At 30.0% G+C, this 803-nt stretch carries 1 protein-coding gene; it reads left to right on the top strand.

Annotated features, from left to right (window positions below):
* Positions 1-23 precede the first annotated feature (23 nt).
* Entirely contained in the window at positions 24-791 is a 768-nt protein-coding gene (locus ACFQ1G_RS01360; protein WP_380736443.1) for a hypothetical protein, read from the top strand.
* Positions 792-803: the final 12 nt, after the last annotated feature.

Genomic DNA, 803 nt, shown 5'->3' with positions numbered 1-803 from the left:
ACGTTGGGCACAATTAAAACCGAATGAACAAACTTCTCATTTTACTTTCCTCTATATTATTAATTGGTTGCTGTGATAAACCAAAATTGCTGAAAAACGGATTGACTAAAAGCGCAAGTCGGATAACGGAATATACTATCCAAATCAAAAAAGATTCTGTAAACAACGAAAGTCAAGATACTTTATTGGTGAGAGAAAAAACATATAACAACAATGACCAAATAATCAATCTAAATCAAAGAACGCTGTTTGACAACGAAAAAATGGAAATTGAATACAGCTATAACGATTTAAATAAAATCAAAAAAGAAGTTGTTAAAATATCAACGGACAGTTTGCCGTTCATCGTTGATTATATTTATAAAGACACATTACTTTATCAATCGAAAGCAATTGTAAATTACCCAAATGAGAAGTTTGAACAAATTGAAACTTACTATTATCGAAAAAACAACACAAAAAATAAATCTATATCAACACAGATCTTCATCGATTTAGAATCATCGGACACGATAAGAAATTCTGTTTCAACAAGCTATTTTAATAAAAATGAAATAGCCACCAAAGTTGAGACTGTTTATAAATCCGATCCAAAAAGAAACCGAAAAATGGTTTACGAATACGATTGTCAAAACCTAATCGGACTAAAGGAATTTAACGAAAATGACTCCTTGATTTCAACGCTTAAGTATGAGTACGATTTGGACAAATTTGACAATTGGACTGCAAAAAGAATTTACGAAAACGAAAAATTGGATAGAATTTTAACCAGAGAAATTAACTATAAATAACTGTGCCCAACA

It is taken from the genome of Salinimicrobium gaetbulicola (genome assembly GCF_042676025.1).
Taxonomy (GTDB): domain Bacteria; phylum Bacteroidota; class Bacteroidia; order Flavobacteriales; family Flavobacteriaceae; genus Salinimicrobium; species Salinimicrobium gaetbulicola.
The sequence above is the reverse complement of the archived record's forward strand: the minus strand, read 5'-3'. Positions and strand labels throughout refer to the sequence as shown.